The organism is Streptomyces olivochromogenes, assembly GCF_021538895.1.
Lineage (GTDB): Bacteria > Actinomycetota > Actinomycetes > Streptomycetales > Streptomycetaceae > Streptomyces > Streptomyces olivochromogenes_A.
The window spans coordinates 36794-58262 of the sequence record NZ_JADDRL010000014.1 but is presented as its reverse complement, the minus strand read 5'-3'; the positions used below and the strand labels follow the sequence as shown (position 1 = coordinate 58262).

Annotated in this window: 20 protein-coding genes; 5 read left to right on the top strand and 15 right to left on the bottom strand. The window is 72.1% G+C overall.

Annotation, left to right across the window (positions count from 1 at the left end; all coding sequences use genetic code 11):
- Positions 1 to 104: 104 nt before the first annotated feature.
- On the top strand, positions 105 to 1361 hold the full coding sequence (locus IPZ69_RS09430) for an MDR family MFS transporter (protein ID WP_235453572.1): 1257 nt from the start codon (positions 105 to 107) through the stop codon (positions 1359 to 1361).
- Between the two features lie 64 nt (positions 1362 to 1425).
- Here the strand turns inward: IPZ69_RS09430 and IPZ69_RS09425 are convergent, their stop codons facing one another.
- A complete protein-coding gene (locus IPZ69_RS09425; protein WP_235453571.1) occupies positions 1426 to 1851 on the bottom strand; it encodes a DUF2000 domain-containing protein in 426 nt (141 codons plus the stop codon).
- A gap of 49 nt (positions 1852 to 1900) precedes the next feature.
- Between IPZ69_RS09425 and IPZ69_RS09420 the strand changes: the two genes are divergently transcribed.
- On the top strand, positions 1901 to 2698 hold the full coding sequence (locus IPZ69_RS09420) for a helix-turn-helix transcriptional regulator (protein ID WP_235453570.1): 798 nt from the start codon (positions 1901 to 1903) through the stop codon (positions 2696 to 2698).
- Between the two features lie 12 nt (positions 2699 to 2710).
- Here the strand turns inward: IPZ69_RS09420 and IPZ69_RS09415 are convergent, their stop codons facing one another.
- From IPZ69_RS09415 to mshA, 4 genes are all read right to left on the bottom strand, one after another.
- Complete coding sequence (locus IPZ69_RS09415; RefSeq protein WP_235453569.1) at positions 2711 to 3514, bottom strand: hypothetical protein; 804 nt, start codon at positions 3512 to 3514, stop codon at positions 2711 to 2713.
- Between the two features lie 102 nt (positions 3515 to 3616).
- Entirely contained in the window at positions 3617 to 5299 is a 1683-nt protein-coding gene (locus IPZ69_RS09410; RefSeq protein ID WP_235453568.1) for a glycosyl hydrolase family 28-related protein, read from the bottom strand.
- A gap of 112 nt (positions 5300 to 5411) precedes the next feature.
- Positions 5412 to 5921 (bottom strand): type III secretion system chaperone family protein, encoded by a 510-nt coding sequence (locus IPZ69_RS09405; protein ID WP_235453567.1) that lies wholly within the window; start codon positions 5919 to 5921, stop codon positions 5412 to 5414.
- Entirely contained in the window at positions 5914 to 7251 is a 1338-nt protein-coding gene (mshA, locus tag IPZ69_RS09400) for a D-inositol-3-phosphate glycosyltransferase (protein ID WP_235453566.1), read from the bottom strand. Before mshA ends, IPZ69_RS09405 begins: the two co-directional genes overlap by 8 nt.
- 248 nt (positions 7252 to 7499) lie before the next feature.
- Here mshA and IPZ69_RS09395 point away from each other — a divergent pair, with 248 nt between their 5' ends.
- From IPZ69_RS09395 to IPZ69_RS09385, 3 genes are all read left to right on the top strand, one after another.
- Positions 7500 to 8285: a class I SAM-dependent methyltransferase gene (locus IPZ69_RS09395; RefSeq protein ID WP_235453565.1), complete on the top strand. Its 786-nt coding sequence runs from the start codon at positions 7500 to 7502 to the stop codon at positions 8283 to 8285.
- 212 nt (positions 8286 to 8497) lie between these two features.
- Positions 8498 to 9583, top strand: coding sequence for a C40 family peptidase (locus tag IPZ69_RS09390; protein WP_235453564.1), 1086 nt, complete (start codon positions 8498 to 8500; stop codon positions 9581 to 9583).
- Positions 9584 to 9846: 263 nt separating this feature from the next.
- A complete protein-coding gene (locus IPZ69_RS09385) occupies positions 9847 to 11160 on the top strand; it encodes a PP2C family protein-serine/threonine phosphatase (RefSeq protein ID WP_235453563.1) in 1314 nt (437 codons plus the stop codon).
- Positions 11161 to 11285: 125 nt separating this feature from the next.
- Here IPZ69_RS09385 and IPZ69_RS09380 read toward each other — a convergent pair whose 3' ends face one another.
- The 10 genes from IPZ69_RS09380 to IPZ69_RS09335 form a co-directional block, all read right to left on the bottom strand.
- Positions 11286 to 11633 carry a DUF2516 family protein gene (locus IPZ69_RS09380; RefSeq protein ID WP_235453562.1) on the bottom strand — a complete coding sequence of 116 codons (348 nt, stop codon included), beginning with the start codon at positions 11631 to 11633 and terminating at the stop codon, positions 11286 to 11288.
- Positions 11634 to 11732: 99 nt separating this feature from the next.
- Entirely contained in the window at positions 11733 to 12380 is a 648-nt protein-coding gene (locus tag IPZ69_RS09375; RefSeq protein WP_235453561.1) for a hypothetical protein, read from the bottom strand.
- Positions 12381 to 12458: 78 nt separating this feature from the next.
- Positions 12459 to 12923, bottom strand: coding sequence for a helix-turn-helix domain-containing protein (locus IPZ69_RS09370; RefSeq protein ID WP_235453560.1), 465 nt, complete (start codon positions 12921 to 12923; stop codon positions 12459 to 12461).
- Between the two features lie 157 nt (positions 12924 to 13080).
- A complete protein-coding gene (locus IPZ69_RS09365; RefSeq protein WP_235453635.1) occupies positions 13081 to 13635 on the bottom strand; it encodes an HAD domain-containing protein in 555 nt (184 codons plus the stop codon).
- Between the two features lie 21 nt (positions 13636 to 13656).
- A complete protein-coding gene (locus IPZ69_RS09360) occupies positions 13657 to 14109 on the bottom strand; it encodes an RraA family protein (RefSeq protein WP_374293076.1) in 453 nt (150 codons plus the stop codon).
- A 37-nt stretch (positions 14110 to 14146) separates the two neighbouring features.
- Positions 14147 to 16228 (bottom strand): HelD family protein, encoded by a 2082-nt coding sequence (locus IPZ69_RS09355; protein ID WP_235453559.1) that lies wholly within the window; start codon positions 16226 to 16228, stop codon positions 14147 to 14149.
- Positions 16229 to 16297: 69 nt separating this feature from the next.
- A complete protein-coding gene (locus IPZ69_RS09350; protein ID WP_235453558.1) occupies positions 16298 to 16906 on the bottom strand; it encodes a TetR/AcrR family transcriptional regulator in 609 nt (202 codons plus the stop codon).
- Positions 16907 to 16950: 44 nt separating this feature from the next.
- Positions 16951 to 19176: a phosphotransferase family protein gene (locus IPZ69_RS09345; RefSeq protein WP_235453557.1), complete on the bottom strand. Its 2226-nt coding sequence runs from the start codon at positions 19174 to 19176 to the stop codon at positions 16951 to 16953.
- 312 nt (positions 19177 to 19488) lie between these two features.
- Entirely contained in the window at positions 19489 to 20376 is an 888-nt protein-coding gene (locus IPZ69_RS09340; RefSeq protein ID WP_235453556.1) for a winged helix-turn-helix domain-containing protein, read from the bottom strand.
- Between the two features lie 339 nt (positions 20377 to 20715).
- A complete protein-coding gene (locus IPZ69_RS09335; RefSeq protein WP_374293074.1) occupies positions 20716 to 21444 on the bottom strand; it encodes an HAD family hydrolase in 729 nt (242 codons plus the stop codon).
- Positions 21445 to 21469 lie beyond the last annotated feature (25 nt).

The following is a 21469-nucleotide window of genomic DNA, read 5'->3' as shown; positions in this document are numbered from 1 at the left end:
CTCTTGACGGCATCCGTCAATTGAGTGGTCCGGCGGGAGAGCTCCGACGTAAGTTGCGAAAGCCTTGATCACTGCTTACGCAACTTTCCGCACGTGGGGGACCCATGCCACTCGCCGCCCTGAGCCGCGCCGCCCGGGAAACGGTCTCCGGCCTGCCCCGCGCGTTCTGGTGGCTGTGGCTCAGCACCCTGGTCAACCGGCTCGGCGCGTTCGTCGCCACCTTCCTGGCGCTGTACCTGACCCTGGACCGGGGCTACAGCGCGTCGTACGCGGGACTCGTCGCCTCGCTGCACGGGCTCGGCGGGGTCGTCTCCTCCCTCGGCGGCGGTGTGATGGCCGACCGGCTCGGGCGGCGGCCGACGCTGCTCGTCGCCCAGTCCGCGACCGCCGGCTGCGTCGCGCTGCTCGGCTTCGTGCGCGACCCCGTCTCCATCGCCGCCGTCGCCTTCCTCGTCGGCATGGCCTCCAACGCCTCCCGGCCCGCCGTGCAGGCGATGATGGCGGACATCGTCCGGCCCGAGGACCGCGTGCGCGCCTTCTCCCTCAACTACTGGGCGATCAACCTCGGCTTCGCGGTCTCCTCCCTGGCCGCCGGTTTCGTCGCCGAGGTCAGCTACCGCGCCGGCTTCCTGATCGAGGCCGGGATGACGGCCGCCTGTGCCGTCGTCGTCTTCGTCAAGCTGCCCGAGTCGCGGCCCGAGCGGGTCGCCGAGGCGGCCGCGGCGCAGGAGGTGGGCCTCGGGACCGTGCTGCGCGACGGGCGGTACATGGCCGTCGTCGGGCTGTCCTTCCTGGTCGCGCTCGTCTTCCAGCAGGGCTCGGTCGGGCTCCCGGTGGCGATGGGCACGGCCGGGTTCTCGCCCGCCGACTACGGCACGGCCATCGCCGTCAACGGCGTCCTGATCGTCGCCCTGCAGATCCCCGTCACCCGCTTCATCGAGCACCGGGACCCGCGCCGGCTCCTCGTGGTCTCGTCCGTCCTCGCCGGGTACGGCTTCGGGCTCACCGCGTTCGCCGGGTCGGTCGGCGCGTTCGCGCTCACCGTGTGCGTGTGGACGCTCGCCGAGATCGTCAGCGCCCCGACGCAGACCGGGCTCGTCGTCCGGCTCTCGCCCGTCCACGGGCGCGGCCGCTACCAGGGCATGTACACCCTGTCCTGGGCCGTCGCCGCCCTGGTCGCCCCGCTGATGTCCGGCCTGGTCATCGACCGGTTCGGCGCGGAGTGGCTGTGGGGGGCGTGCGCGCTCGTCGGTACGGTGGCGGCGCTCGGGTACGGCCTGCTCATGCGCCGCCTCCCGCCGCAACTGCCGACGGCCCCCGCCGCCGCGGCCGACGCCGAGCCCGGGGTGCGTACGACCTGAGGCCGGTGCGCAAGCACCCGCCTCATGCCGTACCTCCCGGCTCAAGCCCCGCCCCAAGCACACCTCACGGATGCATCCGCGTCCCCTTCAGCACCTTGTCCACCGCGTTCCGGGGGCCGTACACCGCGAGACCCACCAGATCCAGCTCCCCGGTGCCCACCGCCCGTACCGCCGCGCGGTTGTCCCGGTCGTTGCCGGTCGTGAAGAGGTCGGAGGTGAAGACCGCGCGCGGCAGGGCACGGTTCAGTGCCTTGCCGTGGGCCGCCGTCAGGGTCTCCTTCGTGCCCTCGAAGACGAGCACCGGCTGCCGGAACATCGGGAGGTAGGGCACGCCGTCCGCGTCCTCGTACGGCTCCCCGATCACCTCGGGGGCCTGGGTGCCGAGGCCGCTGACCAGGAAGGCGGTGACGTTCAGCCGCTGCCAGGGCTCCAGGTCCTCGCGCAGCAGGACGGCGATCTTCGTGTCGAAGCGGATCGGTTCGGTGTTCATGCACCGAGACTGCCGACCGCCGTGCGCCGTCGTCTTGTACGTTCTTTGCATGGCCGCCCAGCCGGACGTCTCCGCCTGGCGCCCGCGTATCCCGGGTGTCGTGGAGGTCTTCCACGCGCACTTCACCGAGTACGCCTACCCGATGCACGTGCACGAGGCCTGGACGCTGCTGATCGTCGACGACGGGGCCGTACGGTACGACCTGGACCGGCACGAGCACGGCACCCCGCACGACACGGTGTCCCTGCTGCCGCCGCACGTCCCGCACAACGGCTCCCCCGCCACCCCGCAGGGGTTCCGCAAACGCGTCCTCTACCTCGACGCCACGCTCCTCGGGCTCGACCTCATCGGCCCCGCGGTAGACGCGCCGGACCTGCGCGACCCGGTGCTGCGCCGCCGCGTCGGCCATCTGCACGGCGCCCTCGCCCGCCCCGGCGACGAGTTGGAGGCGGAGAGCAGGCTGACGCTGATCGGCGAGCGGCTGCGGACGCATCTGAAGCCCCGCGCCGCCGTGCCCGAGCCCGCGCGCGATCCCGCCCTCGCCCGTTCCCTGCGCGAGTTGCTCGACGAGCACGTCACGCGGGGGCTCGGGCTTGAGGAGGCGGCGCGGACGCTGTACGCCCATCCCGCCCACCTGGTGCGCGCGTTCAGCGGTGCCTACGGCATCGCGCCCCACCAGTACCTGATGTCGCGCCGGGTGGAGCGCGCCCGCCGGCTGCTGCTCGACGGGCGGGCCCCGGGCGAGGTGGCGTCACTGACCGGCTTCTACGACCAGGCCCATCTCACCCGGCACTTCAAGAAGCTGGTGGGCGTGACGCCGGGGCGCTACCGCCTCAGCGCCCGCTGAGGCGGGACCGGGTCACTTGACGTCGACGTAGTCGCCGGCGGAGGTGGCGCCGCCCGTCGTGGCCGTCTCGCCGAAGGTCCAGCGCCAGTAGCCGTCCGCGGACGCGGTGACCGTGGTCTTCAGCCGGCCCGCGGAGTCCGCCTTCACGATCTTGACGGTGGAGTAGCTGCTGCTGCCCGCCTTGCGGAACTGCAGCTTGGCCGACTTGCCGCCGAAGCCGGTGTAGGCGTGCCGCACCCAGTCGGCGCGGGTGAGCCGGCCGGTCACGGTGAGCGCCTTGCCCTTGGCGACGGGCTCGGGCGAGGCGTCGACGGTGGCCTTCCCCGCGCGCTTGACCTGCACGGAGCCGAAGCCGGTCAGGTACTCGTGGCTCTTGAGGTGACCGTCGGTGCCGAAGACGTGCACGGAGACCGCGATCTTCCATGTCGTCGCATCGTTGTTCGAGTCCAGCCGGTAGCGCGGCTCGATGTACAGCTCGCCGTCGCAGTCCGCGGCGTGGGTGCCGTCCTCGAAGCACTCGACGGAACCCGTGTAGATGCCACCCTCATTGGCGCCCTTGGCGACCGTGGTGTCGTGATAGAGGAAGGGGGACGCGTCCACGTCCATGAGCTTGATGCCGGACGGCCACGAGACGTGGTACGAGAAGTCGGGGGTCACCACCGCGCTGGTGCCGACGACGATGGGCTTGCCCTTGTTCAGGACCAGGTTCGACACCGTGACGCCGGTGTCCGCCGCCTCCGCGGACGGCGCGGTGAACGCCCCCAGGGCGAGCGCTCCCGCGAGCACGACCGCGGAGCCGGATCTGCCTGTGCGCATGCACAACCTCTTGCTGGTGAAAGACCGGTAAGGGCCCGGTAAGGATTCGGGTCGCCGCAGGTTAACAGCATGACCTCGAACGCCGGTTCGGGCCCCGGTCGGTCACGGGAGATCGCGCTGGGCCTCGTACAGGTTGCGCGGGCGTACGACGTCGGTGGTGCCGTAGAGCTCCAGTCGGGAGTGCGGGTCGCCGGTGAAGTCCGGGACGTCGGTCTGGTCGAACTCGGTGACCGTGTTGAGGCCGACGGTGGCCGAGTACGGCGCCAGGCCGTCGATCTTCATCAGGCCCGCGCGGCCGTTGGTCACCCGGATGTTCCAGTGCGTGAACCGCGCGCCGAACAGCGGGCCGGCGCTGGCGTCGCCGCCGTGGCGGCCGTTGTTGTTCACGGTGATGTCCGTGCGCACGTTGGCGAAGGGCAGTCCGCGGTGGCTGTCGAAGGTGCCCATGCGCATGTCGCCGCGCGACCAGACGTTGTAGGAGGACAGGCCCTCGACGTTGATGCCGTGGAGTTGGGTGTTCGGCGGGGCCGGGACCGTGCGGTCCTCGATGGCGAAGTCCTCGATCAGGTTGTCGTGCGAGCCCTCGCGGCAGAAGTACGGGTGGTGCGAGCCGCGGCCGGACACCCGGGTGCGGCGCAGGGTGCAGGCGGAGGCGGCGACCAGGCCGAAGCCGTTGTCGACGTGGCGGACCGTGACGTCGTCCAGCCAGCAGTCGTAGGCGCACTGCAGGACGACGCCGTTGTAGCCCTTGTCCAGGAGGTGCGGTGACTGCGGGGTCTCGATCGCCTCCAGGGTCAGGCCTTCGACGCCCGAGCCGGTCAACTCCGGTACGTGGGTGGTGAGGCGGGGGTCCCATTCCGGTCGTACGTCCAGGGGCAGCGGGCGTTCGAGGGTGACGCGGCGGCCGTGCACGCGGGCGATGCGGACGGGCCATTCGTAGGGGACGTACGAGGTCAGCTTGGTCTTGTCGGCCCAGACGTAGGCCTCCGGACCCGGGCCGCCGCCCGACATGTGCTCCAGGAGGGTGTGGTCCGCGTCGTCGGCGAGGCGGAGGAGGACCAGACTGCCGGGGCGCAGCCGCGTGGGGTCCGCGACCGTCAGCGTCCAGGAGCCCTGGCGGGCCGGTTCGACGGTGGTGAGGCTCGTCCACTCGTCCCGCTTGTTGCCGGTCCAGCCCTCGAAGGGCCAGGCCTTGGCCCGGATCGCGGCGACGAGGGAGTCCAGGCGGGCCCGCGGGGCCAGCCAGATCAGGCCGCCCGCCCAGGACCAGGACGACTTGTCGCCTCCGTAGCGGGAGCCGTAGACGCCGATCAACTCGGTGAGGTTCCTGGTCGCGTACAGCTTCGTACGGTCGCTGCCGGCGCCGCGCAGTACGACGTTCGAGTCGCCGACGCGGATCAGGTCGTCGATGCGGAAGGTGCCGGGCGGGATGGTGACCGTGCCACCGCCGGCCCTTCCGGCGGCGGCGATGGCACGGTTGATCGCGGGGGCGCAGTCGGTGGTGCCGTCGGCCACGGCGCCGAAGTCCGTCACGTCGGCCACGACGGGGCGGCGCGGGAAGCGGGGCGAACCGCCGCGGGAACCGGCCCGGCCGATGTAGGGAATCTGCGGGTGGGTGAACGGATCGCGGGTGAACTCCCGCCACAGGACCGGGACTTCGGCAGCAACCGTGCCCTTGGTCCGGCCGGTGGCCGTCGCGGCTCGTGCCGGGCCGGTCGCCGCGCCGAGTGCCACGGCCGTGGCGCTCGCCAGCAGGCCCCGCCTGGTGAGGTGCGTGTCGCTCATGTCCGCCCGCCCTTCAAAATTCATGGATATGAATGATGTTCAGGAATGCGTTGGCGGTGAGCATGCCACCGCGACCCCGGGGCGGGGAAGGGGTCGTACGGGAAGAGGCCGGTCAGTCAGCCGGACGCTGGGTCAGGTGGGTGAACGCATCCAGGTTCCGCGTCGACTCGCCGCGCGCCACCCGCCAGGCGTACTCCTTGCGGATCGCGGAGGCGAAACCGAGCTCCAGGAGCGTGTTGAAGCTGCCGTCCGCGGCCTCCAGGACCTGGCCGAGCAGCCGGTCGACGTCGTCGGCGGTGACGGAGGCGAGGGGCAGCCGGGCGGTGACGTAGATGTCGCCGAGCCGGTCGACGGCGTAACTCACGCCGTACAGCTTGAGATTGCGCTCCAGGAGCCAGCGGTGGACGGCCGCCTCGTTCTCGTCGGGGTGGCGGATCACGAAGGCGTTCAGGGAGAGGGAGTGGCGGCCGACGAGGAGCTGGACCGTCGTCGAGAGCTTGCGGGTGCCGGGGAGTTTCGCCACGAAGGTGCCGGGTTCGGGGTTCTCCCAGTCGAGTTCGGCGTCCTTGAGGGCACCTTCGACGACCTGTGCCGCGCGCTGCTGCTGTGAAGCCTCACCCATGGTGGGAGCGTACGCGACGGCGGTGCGCCTGGGTCGCGGCCGTGTACACGTCGGCGGTGGCGGCGGCCGAGGTGTCCCAGCCGAACGACCGCGCGTGCCGGGCGGCGAAATCGCCCATGCGGGACGACAGGGCCGAGTCGTCGGCGAACCGGCCCAGCACGCGCGCGTACGCGGCCGGGTCGTGGCCCTGGACCAGGAATCCGGTCCGGCCGTCGCGTACGGCCACCGGGAGCCCGCCGACCGCGGCCGCGAGCACCGGTGTGCCGGCCGCCTGCGCCTCTATGGCGACCAGGCCGAAGGACTCGCTGTAGGACGGCATGACCAGCACGGACGCGGCCCGGAACCAGTCGGCGAGCTGTTCCTGGCAGACGGGCGGGCGGAACCGTACGACATCCGCGATGCCGAGCCGGGCGGCGAGCTTCTGCAGACCCTCGGGCTTGGCGAGGCCGCTGCCGCTGGGGCCGCCGACGATCGGTACGACGATGCGGGAGCGCAGGTCCGGGCGCTCGTCGAGGAGGACGGCCACGGCGCGCAGCAGCACGTCGGGGGCCTTGAGGGGCTGGATGCGGCCCGCGAAGAGCGGGACGAGCGCGTCCTGCGGCAGACCGAGGCGGGCGCGGGCGGCGGCGCGGCCGTCGGCCGGGCGGAAGCGGTCGAGGTTCACACCGGGGTGGACCACGGCGACCTTCGCCTGGTCGGCCGCATAGTGCCGGACGAGCTCGTCGGCCTCCTCGGCGGTGTTGGCGATGAGCCGGTCGGCGGCGGCGACGATCTGGGTCTCACCGATGACGCGGGCGGCGGGCTCGGGGGTGTCGCCGTCGGCGAGGTTGGCGTTCTTGACCTTGGCCATGGTGTGCATGGCGTGCACCAGGGGGACGCCCCAGCGCTGGGCGGCGAGCCAGCCGACGTGGCCGGAGAGCCAGTAGTGGGAGTGGACCAGGTCGTAGTAGCCGGGGCGGTGGCCCGCCCAGGCCTGCATCACGCCGTGCGTGAAGGCGCACAGCTGCGCCGGGAGGTCCTCCTTGGCGAGGCCCTCGTAGGGGCCCGCGTCGACGTGCCGGACCAGGACGCCCGGGGCGAGCTCCACGCTGGGCGCGAGGCCGCCCGCGGTCGCGCGGGTGAATATCTCGACCTCGATGTTGATCGCGGCGAGGCGCTGCGCGAGCTCGACGATGTAGACGTTCATGCCGCCGGCGTCGCCGGTGCCGGGCTGGTGGAGCGGTGAGGTGTGCACGGAGAGCATGGCCACGCGGCGGGGCCTGCGGTGCAGCCGCAGCCGCGGGGGCGTGGCCGCGGAGCGACGCCCGAGCCTGCTCATGTACTGGCTCACGTGGCGTTCCTCCTCGCTGCGGGCATGCCGGACGGAGGACCTGGGGCGCCCTCCAAGGGAGTGCAACGCCGGACGGCGCGGCTCCATTTCCCGATCAAGAGGCTTTGCCGAACCATTACCCATGATCGATCAACCGTTCGACGCCAGGGGGCGTGCACCCCGGGCGCCCGCATACCCTCGTACGTATGACAGCCCGCGCAGCCTCCCTCCCCCACGCTCGGCTTCGCCCGAGCGGGGGGACCCCCGTCGTGGGAACGGTGACGCGCGGGACGACCAACCCCAACCGCCTGCGCCGCATGGACCGCTGGATCGCGGCCACGCACGGCGCCGAACTGCGGCGCGCCGCCGACCCGGTGGCGATCGACCTCGGCTACGGGGCCGCGCCCTGGACGGCCGTCGAACTGCTCGGCAGGCTGCGCGGCGTCGCCGCACGCGCGCGCGTGGTCGGCATCGAGATCGAACCGGCCCGGGTCGAGGCGGCGCGGCCGTACGAGCGCGAGGGGCTGGTCTTCCGGCACGGCGGCTTCGAAGTCCCCGTTCCGCAGCGGCCGCAGCTCATCCGGGCCGCCAACGTGCTGCGCCAGTACGAGGAGTCCGAGGTCGCCGCCGTGTGGGAGCGGCTGTGCGCGCGGCTCGCGCCGGCCGTCGGCGCCTCGCGGGGCGGGCTGCTGGTCGAGGGGACCTGCGACGAGATCGGGCGGCGGCACGTGTGGGTCGCGCTCGGCCCGGAGGGGCCGCGCACGGTCACCTTCGCGACGCGGCTCGCCTCCCTGGACCGGCCCTCCGACCTCGCCGAACGCCTCCCGAAGGCGCTCATCCACCGCAACGTCCCGGGCGAGCCGGTGCACGCCTTCCTGCGCGACTTCGACCGCGCCTGGGCGGCCGCCGCGCCCTACGCCTCGTACGGCGCGCGCCAGCGCTGGATCCGGGCCGTGCGGGACCTGGCCGCCAACTGGCCGGTGACGGACTCGCCTGCGCGCTGGCGGCAGGGGGAAGTGACCGTGGCCTGGCGGGCGTTGGCGCCCCGCCGCTGACCCCCGCCCCGCAGCTCCGTTCGACCCTTTCCCCGCCGCCCCAAAGGGAACGATCTTCACGCGTTGTTCGTCACAAGGTCGGGTGGATCGTCATGCCCGGAGGCCAAAGTGGGGAGGAATCGCCGGGTATCACCTCTGTCGCTTTGCGCCGCGGCATGACACGATCCCCGGGCGACCTAAGTTACTGACGGTAAATCAGTTGGGGGACGGGTATGCGAGCGGCCAAGCGGGGCCTGATCACGGCGGCCGTGACCGTGGTCTGCGCGGTCACGGTGCTGGCCGCGCCGGGCACGGCGTTCGCCAGCCCCACGCCGACGCCCACGGCCACTCCCAGCCCCAAGACTTCGCCGACTCCCCCGCCCAGCAAGGACCTTGAGGCCGTCCGCGAGAAGCTGGACAAGCTGTACCACGACGCGGCCGTCGCCACCGACGCGTACAACGCCGCCGAGGAGAAGGCCCAGCAGCAGTCCGCCGAGATCGTCGAACTGGCCAAGAAGATCGTCCAGGGTCAGCAGAAGCTGGACCGGCTGAAGGACCGCGCGGGCGCCGCGGCCCGCGCCCAGTACCGCATGGGCGGGCTGCCGCCGCAGGCGCAGCTGATGCTGAGCGACGATCCGGGGCAGTTCCTGGACGGCGCCGGGCGGTTGCTGCAGGGCGAGCGGGCGACCAAGGGTCTCATCGGGGAAATGACCCGCACCCAGCAGGACTTGAAGCAGTACGCGCAGGACGCCTCGGCCCAGTGGGAGAAGCTGGAGGCGGGCCGCAAGGCCAAGGCCGCCGCGAAGAAGAAGATCAAGCAGCAGATCACCGAGGCCGAAAAGCTGGAGAACCGGCTGGAGAAGAAGGAGAAGGAGCGTCTGGCCAAGCTGGAGCGGGAGGCCGCCGCCAAGGCGCAGACCGCGTGGCTGGACACCGGCATCCTCAAGGAGATCAACAGCAAGGCGTCGAAACAGGGCAAAAAGGCAGTCGAGTTCGCGACGGCACAGATCGGCAAACCGTACGAATGGGGCGCCGAGGGCCCGAAGACGTTCGACTGTTCCGGCCTGACCTCGCAGGCCTGGGCGAATGCCGGGCACCCCATCCCGCGCACCTCGCAGGAGCAGTGGAAACAGCTCAAGCACGTGGACATCAAGGACATGCGGCCCGGTGACCTCATCATCTACTTCGATGACGCCAGCCATGTCGCGATGTACGTCGGCGACGGCGCCATCATCCACGCGCCGCGTCCCGGACGGACGGTGACGCTCGCGGGGGCGGGCGAAATGCCCATCCTTGCCGTGGTGCGACCGGACGCCTGAGCGCCCTCGTGACCTGGGTCATGTGACCCAGCGCATGGTCAACAACCTTCCAAACCCCGGCAGGACGTGACCTTCGTCATCCTCTCCCGAGCGCCGGCCTGTCCAACTCCGCCACGGAACGCGGCATATGACGGTGGCCTGCGGCGGAGCGACGGGGCTCACACCATTCCGTTGCGGCGGGCACTACCGCTATGGTCCCCGTCGGGTGGGTCGAGGTCCCTCGTACCCACCATGCCCTCGGGGGGAGGGAAGGAACCAACACGATGCCCGTACCCGTACCGCGGCAGAGAGCGATCCCGGCCGCGGAGAGTGGTCAGGCGCGGGCCGCGTCCGCAGTCGGCGGCCCCCTCAAGGAAGAGGCGCACCGCAACGAGGCCGCGGCGAGCAACAGCACCGCGTCCGCCACCACTCTCACGCTGCTGCTGATCGAGGACGATCCGGCCGGCTGGCCGATCGTGCCCGAGCTGCTGGACTCGTCCGGCAAGCCGATCCGTGTCCGTACCGCCCGCAACCTCACCGAGGCCGAGCGGCTGCTCACCGACGACGTGCACTGCATCCTGCTCGACCTGGCGCTCACCGCGCCCGGGCGGGCCGGCGGCGGTGACGACGAGCTGGCCGTGCTCAAGCACGTGCTGGAGCTCGCGCCCCGGCATGCCGTCCTCGCCCTCACCGCGTCCGGCGACGCCGAGCGCGGCGCCGAGGCCGTGCGCGTGGGCGCCCAGGACTACCTGTTCCGGGACGAACTGGACGGACGGCTGTTGAGCCGCGCCATCCGGTACGCCGTCGAGCGCAAGCGCTCCGACTCGGCCGAGCGGCGTCTGGCCGAGGGCCGGGTGCGCGCGCAGGAGAACCGCCGCCTGGAGCGCGGTCTGCTGCCGACGCCCCTCCTGGAGGGCTCGTCGCTGCGCTTCGCCGCCCGCTACCGCCCCGGCCGCTCGCGCGCGCTGCTCGGCGGCGACTTCTACGACACCGTGCGCACGCCCGACGGCACCGTGCACGCCATGATCGGCGACGTCTGCGGCCACGGCCCCGACGAGGCCGCGCTCGGCGTGGAGCTGCGCATCGCCTGGCGCGCGCTGACGCTGGCCGGGCTGTGCGGCGACGAGCTGCTCGGCACGCTGCAGGAGGTGCTGGAGCACGAGCGCTCCGACGAGGAGATCTTCGCGACCCTCTGCACGGTGGACATCTCCCCCGACGGCCGCAGCGCGGGCCTGTGCCTGGCCGGCCATCCGTCCCCGCTGATATCCCGCCCCGGTCGGCCCGCCGAGCTGCTGCCGTACGACAACAACGGCCCCGCCCTCGGTCTGCTCCGCGGCGCCCGCTGGCCCCGGCTACAGGTGCGGCTGGGTCCCGAGTGGAGCCTGATGCTCTACACCGACGGCCTCATCGAGGGCCGTGTGGGCACGGGTGGGGAGCGCCTGGGTCAGGACGGCATGGTGCGGATGGTGCGCCGCCAGCTGGCCGAGGGCCTGCGCGGCGAGGAACTGCTGCGGGCCGCCGTCCACGAGGTCCGCGACCTCAACGGCGGCGAGCTGACGGACGACGTCGCGGTGGTCCTGCTGGACCGGGTGCCGTAACCGGGAGCCGTGAAGGGCCGCCGGGTGGGGCGGGTGCCGCGAGGGCGGCCCGTCGGCCCCGCCGGTGGGACCGGCCGCGGTCGGCGGCCGTGGTCAGCGGCCGCGCGTCGTCGTACGGCCGCCGGTCAGCGGCCGCCGTTGTACGGCCCGTACGGCCCGTCGCTGCTGCTGCCGCCGCGTCGGCGGCCCCAGCCGCTGCCACCCGAGACCTGCTTGACCGCGGGGCGCACGTCCACGATGTAGACGATGCTCGCGATCACACCGGCGATGGGCAGGATCGAGAGGATCGAGAACAGGTAGCTCACCACGAGCGCGATGCCCAGCACGATCAGCCAGAACACCTTGTTCTGCTTGTCGGCCGCACGGAACGCGTCCTCGCGCCGGAACGCCGCGTCGATCAGCCCGAACGCGGCGAGGGCCATCAGGACGATCTTCAGCAGTCCCAAGAACCCCGTGAAGCCCAACATCAGCATGCTGCCCACCGCCTGCTCTCTGCGACACCTACGCGGTCACCGTACCCGTACAACGGGCCGGACACCCCAAGGGTGCCCGGCCCGTGTGCGCGGTGCCGCCTACTTGCCGGGCGGCGTCGACTTCTTGGCCGGAGCCTTGCGGGCGGCCGGCGCCTTCTTGGCCACGGGCTTCTTCGCCGGGGCGGCCTCGGCATTGGCCTCGGCGGGCTTCGGCTCGTCCTTGACCGCGGCCGGCTCGCTCTTCGGCTCGACCGCGATGGCCAGGTCCTCGATCTCCTCGGCGGCCTCGCCGCGCCAGGAGCGGACGGCCTGCTCGCCGTGCTCGGCGACCTTCTCGTAGGTCTCGCGGGCCTTGACGGCGTACTCGGCGGCGACGCCGACGCCGCGCAGGGCGAGGTCCTGGGCGGACTCGCCGAGCTTCTTCAGGTCCGCGTCGATCGTGGTGCCGAGCTTCTTCAGGTCACCGTCGAGGGTGCCGAAGAACTCGTTCACCTTGGCCTGGATCGTCTCCTGGGCCTCCTTGGCCTTGGCACCGGCCTCCTTGGCACGGGCGGCGGCCTTCTCCTGCACGGCCTTCGGGTCCGTGTTGCGCACGGCCTCGATGCGGGCCGGGGCCTCGGCGCGCAGCTGCTCGACCAGGCCGGGCACCTTCTTGGCCTGCTGGAAGGCCAGGTCGGCGGTGCCGGCGGCGAAGTAGAGCGGAGTCGGGTCGCTGAGGGTCTTGCGCAGATCGTCGGTGATGGCCATGGTGAGGGTCCTCCCGGATTCACATTCGGCTGAGGGTTCGTGTGGTCCGCGGCAGGGCGGCCGGTGCCCTGGTCCGGCTCAGCCGGCCGTCTGCTGCGGATCGGCTTCGCTCACATCGGCCGTGCGGGTGCCGCGCACGGTGGTGTCGTCGTGGGGCCGGGTCTCCTCCACACCGTCGTCGTCCGCGACGCCTGCGAATCCGTTCTCCTTGCGGAAGGACTCGTAGATCTGCAGCAGCACCTGCTTCTGCCGCTCGTTGAGCGTGGGATCGGCGAGGATGACGGCGCGCGTCTCCACCTCGTCCAGGTCCCGCTCGGCGTCGAGGATGCCGGCGCGGACATACAGCGTCTCGGCGGAGATCCGCAGGGCCTTGGCGACCTGCTGCAGCACCTCCGCGCTCGGCTTGCGCAGCCCGCGCTCGATCTGGCTCAGGTACGGATTGGACACCCCGGCGGCATCGGCCAGCTGCCTGAGCGACAGTTGCGCAGTGCGCCGCTGTTCGCGCAGGTACTCACCGAGATTGCCGACGTTGAGCGATGCCATGCCCCCACCTTGCCCCAGCCGCGCTAACAATTGCAAGCACCCGCTTGCAAAAGTGTGCCGCGCCACTTCTGCGCGGCCATCGGCGTGAACGGCCGGCTCTCGGCGAACCGGCGCAGGCCCGGTGCCACCCGACGCCACGCGGTCGTCGCCCGCCCCGTTACAGGCCCGTGGTGACGCTCCGGTGCGCGTGCAGCCACTCCTGGAGGGTGGAGAAGTCGGCGTCCGTGAGGCCCTGGTGGTGTTGGACGCGGTGCAGGAGGGCCGGTTCGCGGTGGTGGGCGGCGACCCAGGCGCGGTCGGCCTCGGTGATCTCGTCGTCCAGCCAGATGAACGGGCGGCCGGCCGCCCGGTCGACCAGCGACCGGGTCTTCCAGTGCAGCGGGGACGGCGGCTCGGCGTCGTCCGGCCAGTCGACGACCGGCAGTTCGGGCAGGCCGAGCCAGGGCGAGACGCAGCTGTTCGCGTCGTCCATCCAGGTGGTGGCCCACACCAGCTCGCAGCCCAGCGCCGCCAGCCGCGCGCCGAGCGCGGGGTCGATCCGGGCCAGCAGGGGGTGGGCGGCGGCCTCCGACGGGACCACGCCCAGCCGGCAGTCGGGACCGACTCCGCCCCGCCACCGCACGGCAGGGGCCGGGGCCGGCTCGTACTCGGGGTAGGGGCCGGGCCCCCCGAACGGGAGCAGCGTCCCGTCGATGTCGAGGAAGAGGAGTATTTCGGGCATCACCACCCATGATCAGCCATGGAAGCCGTTCCCGGCGAGGATCATGTCGATCCGCGCCCGGTGCTTCGCCTCCCACACGTCGAGGGGCTCCGCGGCCTCCTCGGCGAGCCGGGCCCGCGCGTCCGCGAGCACCCCGGTCCGGCGTACGTCCGGTACGACCACGACGCCCTCCTCGTCGGCCACCACCACGTCCCCGGCACCGACCCGTACACCGCCGCACCGCACCCGCTCGTTCAACGGTCGTACGGCCTTCTTGTCGCCCGGGATCGGGATGACGCCCCGCGCGAACACCGGGAAGCGCATCTCCCGCACCTCGGCCAGGTCGCGGATCAGCCCGTCGGCGACGAACCCCGCGATGCCGCGCCGCCGCGCCACCGCGCAGACGTTTCCGCCGGCCAGCGCGTGGTCCAGGTCCCCCGACTCCACGACGATCACCGAGCCGGGCGCCGGGCGGTGGATCATCATGAGGGGACGCCAACGCCCCTCTGTCGCCTGAGTCCCGTCACTCAGCTCCCCGAGTCCCGTCGCCCGCCGGGAACGGCAACGGCCGCCCGTGCACCACGTCCAGCCGGGAGACCGCCCGGGTCAGCACCACGTACAGCCGGTGCAGTCCGCGCGGTTCCGCCTCCGCGACCGCGGCCGGTTCGACGGCCACCACATGGTCGTACTCCAGGCCCTTGACGAGGGTCGCGGGCACCACCGTCACCCGCGCGCCCAGTTCCTCAGGCGCCGCCGCCCGGATGCCGGCCGCCGCGAGCGCCTCACGCACCCGGTCCACCTCCGCGTCCGCGGCGACGATGCCGACGGAGCCGTCCCGGGTGAGCGCATCCCGTACGGCGGCGACGGTCGTGCCGAGGACGTCGTCGGTCGGCCGCAGGCGCAACTCGCCGTCCCCACGCAGGGACCGGGCCGCCGGCAGGTCGACGTCCAGGCGCTCCAGCAGCCGGTTGGCCAGCTCGACGATCGCCGTCGGCACCCGGAAGCCCGTGGTCAGCGGCACCACCGCCGCCCGCGGCTTGCCCAGGTGCCGCAGGAGTACGTCCCAGGAGCGCGCCGCCCACGGGGATGTGCCCTGCGCCAGGTCGCCGAGCACGGTCAGCGAGCCGAAGGGGGCCCGCCGCGCGATGGCCCGGCACTCCATCGGGGAGAGGTCCTGTGCCTCGTCGACGACGATGTGGCCGTATCCCTCGGGGTGTTCGATCAGCCCGGCGACCTCGTCGAGCAGGACGAGATCGGCGGCCGACCAGCGCGCGGACTTGTACGAGCGCGGCGGCCGGGCCCACCGGAGCGCCCCCTGTTCCTCGGCGTCCAGGAGCCCCTCCGCCGCCCGTGCCAGCGCCTGCGGGTCGGTGAGGAGCTCGGCGACGACCTCCTCCGGCCGGACCTTCGGCCAGACGGTCTCGACCCAGGCGCTCAGCGCCCGCGCCCGCTCGATCCCGCGCACCCAGGCCCGCGGCTGGGGCCCGGCCCGCCGCTCGGCCCGCGCGAGGACGGAGCCCACCGCCCGCATGCGCACCCGTTCGCGGCCGACGGCGTACGGCGGCAGTTCGTCCCGTACCTCCGCCACGATCCGGGCCAGCTCGGCGGCCGGAACGCGCCACTGGTACGAACCGCCCGGCACGGCCAGGGAGTCGGTGCCCTCGGCCGACACCCGCGCGTACAGCGCCCGGCGCAGCACCTCGGCCATGCGCGCGTCGTGCTTGAGGACGGCGGCCCTCTCGGTGTCGGTACCGGTCACCGGGTGGCGGGCGATCTCGTCGTGGAGGGTGGCCTGTCGTACGCCGGTCTCGCCGAGGGAGGGCAGCACCTCGGAGATGTACGAGAGGAAGGTGGGGTTCGGGCCGAGGATGAGCAGTCCGGCGCGCTGGACGCGCTGCGGGTAGGTGTAGAGCAGGTAGGCGGCGCGGTGCAGGCCGACGGCGGTCTTTCCGGTGCCCGGGGCGCCCTGGACGCACAGGGACTCGGCGAGGTCGCCGCGTACCAGGTCGTCCTGCTCGGGCTGGATGGTCGCGGCGATGTCCCGCATGGGGCCGAGGCGGGGCCGCTCGATCTCACGGGCGACGATGTCGCTCGTCCCGGTCTCGCCGCTGCCCAGGTGTTCGTCCTCCAGACCGGTCAGGTCGGCACGGTCGCCGCGGCTGCCGGGTGCCCAGCCGAAGCGGCGCCGCACCGCGACGCCCTGCGGGTCGCGGGGGCCGGCCTGGTAGAAGGCGCGGGAGACGGGGGCGCGCCAGTCGACGACCAGGGGTGGGGCGGCCGGGTGCTCGCTGATCCGGAGCCGGCCGATGTGCAGTGCCTGGCCGTCGTCGTCGAAGTCCAGCCGCCCGAAGAACAGCGGACCCTCGGGCAGCTCGCTCAGCGCCTTGGCCCGGCTGCGCAGCTGGTAGCCGAGGACTTCGGCGTCGGCGCCTGAGGCGGAGACGTCCTCGCCGATGACGACCTGTTCGGCGGCGCCGTCGACCATGGCGGCGAGGGTGGTGCGGCAGGTGTCGTGATAGGCGCGCTCGAAGTCGAGTTCGTCGCGAAGCCCGTGGCTCGGTTCCGGGTGATGGGGGTCCTGGAGGCGCGGGTGGGTCGACGTCATGGACCCACGGTACCGAAATTCGTGACCGAGTTACATTTTTTACCGAGTCTCATGTGTGTGAGCATCGGCTCACGCGAGCCAGGGCAGCCCCGCCGCCAGCCGCTCGAAGGCCCGCTCCGCGGCGGCCACCGCATCGGCCCGCACCTGCGCCACCGGCTCCCCGGCGGCGATCCGCCGCCAGTTCTCCTCCGCGAGGACACGCCGTACGGCGATGATCTGTCCGGCGGCGAGCCGCGCGTCCAGGCCGCCGCCGAGCGCCTCCGCCAGCGCGGCCTCCGACCGCTGCAGGTACTCGTACACCCGCGCGACCAGGGACGGGGTGCCGTAGAGGAGGGAGTGGTAGGCGAGCACACGGGGATCGTCGTTGAGCCCGGTGACCGGGTCGTACCGGTCGAGCCCGTCGAGGAAGTGGCGGCGCAGCGCGCCGAGCGGCGAGTCCGCGTCCGCGACGATCCGCGCGGCCTCCTCGCGGTGGTCGGCGATCCGGTGCAGGACGAGGTCCTCCTTCGCCGGGAAGTACCGGAAGAGCGTCGGCTTGGAGATCCCGGCCGCGGCGGCGATCTCCGCCACGGACACCGCGTCGAACCCCTTCTCCAGGAACAGCCCCACGGCGATGTCCGACACGTCCTGGTACATCCGCTGCTTCTTGCGCTCCCGCAGCCCGATCTCCTCAGCCATACGCCGAGCGTACGCAGCGCAGCCGAGGGGCGGCGACGCCGGAGCTAGGCCAGCGCGCGGGCCAGGTACGGGTACGCCTTCGCCTTCCGCCGCACCGACAGACCGAGGGAGCCGGTCGCGGCCGCCAGGGTCATCGCGTACGAGTCCACGGCCCGGCGGACGTTGGGCGCGTCCAGGCCGGCGCCGGTGACCAGCCGGTCGAGGTCGACGTACGCCGAGCGGACGATCTCGATCCACCGGTAGACCCGCCAGTCCTCGCGCCAGTTCCGGGTGAACTCCTCGGGCAGCCGGCGCTCCCAGCGGGAGAACATGCGGTCGCGGATCTCCGGGCGGGTGGGGGTCAGGTGCATGTGCCGGACCAGGTCGTGGAGGGGGTCGCCGACCAGCGCCATCTCCCAGTCGATCAGGGTCAGCGCGAGCGCGTCGTCGCGGCGCACCAGGTTCCACGGGTTGAGGTCCCCGTGCAGCAGGGCCGGCGCGCGCCGGCTCACCTCGTGCCGGGAGAGGATCTCCCGCAGCCGGGGGGCGTCGGGCAGGCCGAGGAAGCGGGCCAGTTGCTGGGACTCCTTGGGCAGGGTGCCGACCAGCGCGACGAGCTGATCACTCAGCCAGTTGTAGAACCCGAGCTCGCCTGCGACCGGGTCGACTTGGCCGTAGTCCACCCGCGTCAGTGCAGCGAGCTGGTCGACGAGCCCGTCGGCCTCGTGCGGGAGCAGGCCGTGGACGGGGTGGTTGGGCTTCTGGCCGGTGTCGCGGGGGCCCTCGTAGGTGTGGATGGCGAATCCGTCGCTCCGGTAGGTCCGGATGTCGAAGAGGCCCTTGGAGTGGCTCTCGCCCAGTGCCAGGACGCGGGGCGCGGCCACCGCCACCTTTGCCTCCTCGATCGCCCGCAGCACGGCGTGCTCGCTCAGGAAGCTGCGCTCGCGGCGGCACACGTTCACGCCCTTGCGCCGGACCATGACGGGGAACGGGGTGCCCGGCACCCAGATCACCGAGTTGAGGTGCGCGGTGCCCTTGAAGACCCGGCTGGCCGGGGCCGCGCCCTCCAGGTACAGGGCGTCGCAGACGGCGGAGTGGGGAAAGTCGGATTGCTCCGGGACACGGTCGTCCGGCTTCCAGTCGATGGCCCGGGCCACCGTGCCGCACCGGCCACCGGCCCGGGCGGACGCGCGCCAGCGGAACAGGATCCGCTCGATCTCGCCCTCGCCCGGCACATGTCTGAGCCGCAACGGCTCCGCGCCCGCCTCCAGCGCGCGGCGCACCGCCGCCGTCGCCTCGTCCAGGCTCTTCTGGTCGAAGGAGTCCTGCAGGGACTTCGCGGCCCGCATGACATCGGGGTAGACGGACTGCGCCCGCTCGAAGGCGAGGTAGTGGCGCAGGTCCTTGGCCACGCCGTTCACCGCCGCCGGGCGGACCGCTCGCATGGCCTCGGCCCAGGCCTCGACGACCTCGTCGCGCTGGTGGGCGGGGTACCGCATCCGGACTAGGTGGGTGGCGAGGTCGTGCAGGGGGTCGCCGTAGGTGGCCAGCTCCCAGTCGACGCAGAACAGCGGCGGGGTGCCGTCGTACGAAATGATCACATTGTCGCGATGCAGATCGGCGTGGAGCAGGCTGTAGGGGCGGCGGGCCATGGAGGGCACGCGTTCGGCCAGCCGGACCAGCGCGTCCTCGGGGATGCCGAGGGCCGCGAACAGACCGCCGAAGTAGGGCCAGTTGGGCTGGCGGATCTGGGTGTCGGCCAGATGGGCGAGCGTCCGCAGGAAGGCCTGGCTGTCGGTGTGGTTCCTGGGCCAGACCGACGGCAGGGGCGGCAGCGAGCTGCCGCGGACCCGGGCCGTCTCGGCGAGCAGGCCCGCCAGCGCCTTCATGAGCAGGCCGTCGACCGGTTTGCCGTCGGCGCAGACGCTGGAGAGCGGGACGCCTTCCACATAGCTGTGGATGGCGAAACCGTCCTGCTCGACCAGGCACCGCGGGACGTTGGGCAGTACGCCCTTGATGGCCCGCAGGATCTGCGCCTCGTTCTGCCAGGTCCTGATCACCACCGGCAGCGCGTCGGTCTTGCGGACCCGTACGGTCACCGGGGCCCCGGGCTCCAGGCCGACCAGCCGCGCCACCGGCTCGGTCAGGGGCAGCACGTAGTTCTGGTTGTGGAAGCCCTCGCTCGTCTGCCCCCGTTCCTCCGCGCGACCCAGGAACGCCCTGTACACGGCATGCGGCCGGACTCTGCCGGCGCGTCCCCCGTTCACGAGGGGGACAGGCGGTGCGCCCACTGGCCGCTCCGGGGATTCGATTAGGCGGAAGGGGGGAAGGGTAGGAAAAGGCTAGGTCCAACTGATAGACCACACGACCAGAGTCACATTCGAGTGAGCTCAACGGGTGGTCTGTCACTCATCTGTGGCCTGGCCGGACGAGACTGGCCCCTTTGGCCATCCCTTACGCACAAATCCGAGCGGTTGCTCAGCCGATCCCGCATGCTAACGCACAGCGGGCCGAGCGGAACCAGGCACGGATGGTGCCAGCGTGGCGCCGGCCCCCGGCCTTGTCGAAGACCAGGAGCCGGCAGGCGGCGATCACGCGCCCCACTACACCCCCGGCGACTCCTCCGTCAGGCGGTTCCAGACCGCCTCGAACCAGGTCGTCATGCTGTCCACGAAGACCGAGCCCGGGGAGTCCGGGTGATTGTCGCGGACGTGGTGGGTGAGGGTGGCGCCCAGGCCGAGGACGTCGACGGCCTCGATCTCCTCGCCGCCATCCAGCATCAGGCGGCGTTCGATCGGGATGTAGGGGCCGTGCAGGACCTCGGCGGCGTTGATGACGTAGAGCTTGAACGTCGGGGTCAACGGGGCGTGGCGGACCTGGAGTTCCACGTTCGGGACGAGCCCCTCGGTGCTGAGCTGGCCCAGGACCTCGTACAGGGACTCGGTGTGCCGCTCGGTGATGGCGCGCAGGCGGGCCCGTGGGCGAGGGTCCGCGCCGTCGCCCTTGGACCGGGGGTAGGGCAGCTCCAGTCGCTCGGAGGGGAGCACCATGCGCAGGGCGATGCGATCCGGGGAGATCGCGCCGGCCCGGATGCGCTCCGCCTGAACACGGATGTGCGCGTCCAAGCTCTCCGAGGTCAACGTGTAGATGTCCAGGGTTACTTCGGGCTGCTCGAAGGCCTCGCCGATCAGTGGACCCAGCGTCATCGGGTGCCGCGACCTGGTGGCCCGGGGTGCCGAGGACTGGATGCGCTGGCTTCGGACGACCCGCGAACCCTGTCCCTGCCGGGACTCGATCCATCCCTCGCTGCGCAGCTCCCGCAGCACCCGCTGGACGGTGTCCCGCGAGACCCCGAACTCCTCGGCGAGCGCGTTCTGCGACGGCAGGAACGAGCGCAGCGGATAGCCGCCGTCGGCCATCCGCACCCGCAGCTCCTCCGAGACGCGCCGGAACTCGCTGCCGCCGCCCTCGTCCTTCCCGCGCTCCGTCACAGGTCGTACGTACCTCCTCCCACCCCCCGGCAAACAACTTCCGGTCAGGCAACCAGCCAAGTCAACTCCCCGGTTACTGGATCACGTTGACCGGGCATCTTGCCTCAAGCAGTCAAATTCGCCAGTCAACATCGGTACTTGAAGGGTTGGCTGACCGGATGCGGAACGAGGGGGTGGAAGCCATGACCGTGCGGGTATTCGGGGTCACCGTGCAGATCGACGATCTCAGCCAACTGGCCTGCTGGACCGTCGGGGTGCTCGTGTCCCTGACGGCCTGGCTCCGCAGGCGCGCCGGGCGGTCCCGGGGGCGGGTCGGCCGGACGGCCGCCGCCCCGGCCGTCACCGCCGCAGCAACCCCAGCAAAGGCTCCAGTGACCCCACGACGTGCCCGGCTCCGGCCGCCCGCAAGAGCTTTGCCTTCTGTTCGTTACGCGCGTAGCCGAGGAACGGGACGCCGGCCCGCACGGCCGCGTCGAGGTCGGAGGGGGAGTCGCCGATCATCAGGGCGGCGCCGGGGGCCGCGCCCATCGCGCTCAGGGCGCGGTTGAGGCAGTGCGGGTCGGGCTTGAGACGGTGCAGGTCCTGGGTGCGGCCGTAGATGTGGGGGGCGAAGCACGCGGTCAGGCCGCGGGTTTCGAGGTAGGAGCGGACCACCCGGGGAGAGTTGTTCGTCGCGATGGCCAGCCGGGAGCCGACCGCCGTCCAGGTGCGGATCACCGGGTCGGCGTAGGCGGTGGGCATCGCGGAGGACGCGGCCCGCAGTTCCTCCTGGGTGAGACGTTCCTCCAGCTCCGCGACGAGATCGCTGCCCGGGTGTCTGCGGTCGACGGCGCGCAGCACGATGTGCGGGTCCAGCGACTCCCGCTCGGTCTCGGTGAGGAGCCCGTGCAGCCCGCGCCCCTCCAGCCACTCCACCAGGTCCCCGGCCACGTGTTCCGCCTTGTGCCCGGCGAACAGGCGGCAGATCGGCCCGTCGAAGTCCCAGAGGACGACCCGGGCACGCTTGATCAGTTCCCGGAGCTTCTCGATCTCGTTCGCTGTCTCTCCCGTCGCCGGTTCGGTCGCCACCGGATCAGTCTGCGTCGTATCAGAA